The following is a 1,830-nucleotide window of genomic DNA, read 5'->3' as shown; positions in this document are numbered from 1 at the left end:
GCAGCAAAACACGAAGAACAAAACTACGCCGCAGGCGTAATGTCGCTCAACGTTTCAGGGCTTGCCGTCAGGCGGGGCTTAGAAGCACTAACCTGTCAACAAGCACAAATGTAAATAGAAAGCACTAAAGTTCAATATACCACTGTCACCCCGCTTGCGGCAAGCCCTTGTTAGTGCCAGTGCTTTGTATCGTCCGTGCGTGTCAGTCGGTGATGATAATTTTCTCTGTCGCAATTACTTTACTGTCTTGTGTCAGTTGAATAAAATATAGTCCACTTGGAATATTGTCACGTGAGAGCATGATTGTCTGACCATTGATATTTTTAACTTCTTTTACTTCCTGTCCGAAACCATTGTATAAATGCAGGGCGACATTATTTAACTGATTTGGGGAATGCAAAACAGTCTGCGTAGAAAAGGGATTTGGGAAAATATGAACTTGTGATTTCATATCTTGTTTGTACGTATTTATTCCGGTCGTGTTGCTGAAATATATTAATCTTTCTAAGACATTCATTTTATTATTAACCGTGTCTTTAGTTAGCCAAGTCAAATAAAAATTATTTTCATCTATTTTATTAAATGCAGGATATGCTGAACCGAATCCGTTATGGGTATATGCTAATGTGTCAATACTGAAACTAGCACCCCAATTTGTAGAGTAAGTAAAACCAACATCTTTTTTTGTGTCGTCAAATAGTGATGAGCTGATTGGTCTTTGTTCGTACGAAATCCCAACAAAACCTTTATTGTTACATTCGATATGTGCAAACTGAGACCATTTATTGAGATTACTTATGGTGTCAGGCATTGACCAATTATTCCCAAAATCGGTACTGCGTTGTAAATAGATTAAATTTTGCCCGTCATACGAAAGATATGTGTAATGTGTGTTTGTTGTAGAATCGTATGCGTAGGCAAGGTTGGGGTCTTTGAATATGGACAATGAAGTTGTTGTTGGAATGGATGAAAGCGAGTTCCAAGACAGACCTCCATCAAATGAACTTCTAAACCAAACTTTTGTAGGTAGCGGACCTTCTTTCCATGCAGCAAGAACCGTATCACCTACCGCAATAACTGATGGCCATTGTCCCTGCCCTGTTGGATTACTCAAAGGGTTGGGTAAAGGTAAAAAAGCTCCATTGTTATATACATTATGATAAACTGTTGTGTCGCTCGGAGATTCTGTAGACCACACAAAGTGTATTTTGCCATTCGATGCTGCATAAATTGAAGGGGCGGCTACTTTACCCACAGGCGAAACAGGAAGTACAGAACTCCATGAATTTCCCTTGTCGGCAGTATATCGAGCTTTTATTTGTGCTGATAAAACACCTTCTTTCCAGCATATCCATATCGTGTCCTTATAAAAGGATAATGTTGCCGAATTAATATTATTTCCTGTGTACGCAGTTTTTCGTGTCCAACTACCAGACTGATTTACGTTTAAAAAAATGGTGTCTACGTTGTAGTAAATAATATAGCGGTCATTTACACTGTTTCCAGCCATTAATTTAGTGTTGTTGAAACAAAACTTGGTATTTGTTTTTTCGTTTGACACTAACGAAATGGTGTCAATAAGTACCTGTCCTTTTGTGTTAGATGTTAACAAAACAATCAGTATAAAGATAGATGATAATAATTTTTTCATGATGCAATTGTGTATTTTTCTGTTTGACGGTCAAAATGAATAAAAGTTTAATCTGTCAAAATTTTCAATGTTGTACTATCGTTTTTTAGCATTGGCACTAACGCAGCGCTTGACGAAGTTCCGAGAAAAAAAAGAGAAGACCAAAATTTATTTTGGGATTCCGGTGTTTTTTTTCTCGG

The 1,830-nt window shown here is 37.5% G+C and carries 1 protein-coding gene; it reads right to left on the bottom strand.

Going from position 1 to position 1,830, the window contains the following annotated elements:
• Nucleotides 1-202: 202 nt before the first annotated feature.
• Nucleotides 203-1,651 carry a T9SS type A sorting domain-containing protein gene (locus LC115_05515; protein MCZ2356136.1) on the bottom strand — a complete coding sequence of 483 codons (1,449 nt, stop codon included), beginning with the start codon at nt 1,649-1,651 and terminating at the stop codon, nt 203-205.
• Nucleotides 1,652-1,830: the final 179 nt, after the last annotated feature.

The sequence above is a fragment of the Bacteroidia bacterium genome (assembly GCA_026932145.1).
Classification (GTDB): domain Bacteria; phylum Bacteroidota; class Bacteroidia; order J057; family JAIXKT01; genus JAIXKT01.
This window is presented reverse-complemented; position numbering and strand designations above follow the sequence as displayed.

Bases quoted from the DNA above. Each gene is read 5' to 3' on its own strand.
- LC115_05515 (MCZ2356136.1), bottom strand. From the start codon at position 1,651: ATGAAAAAATTATTATCATCTATCTTTATACTGATTGTTTTGTTAACA.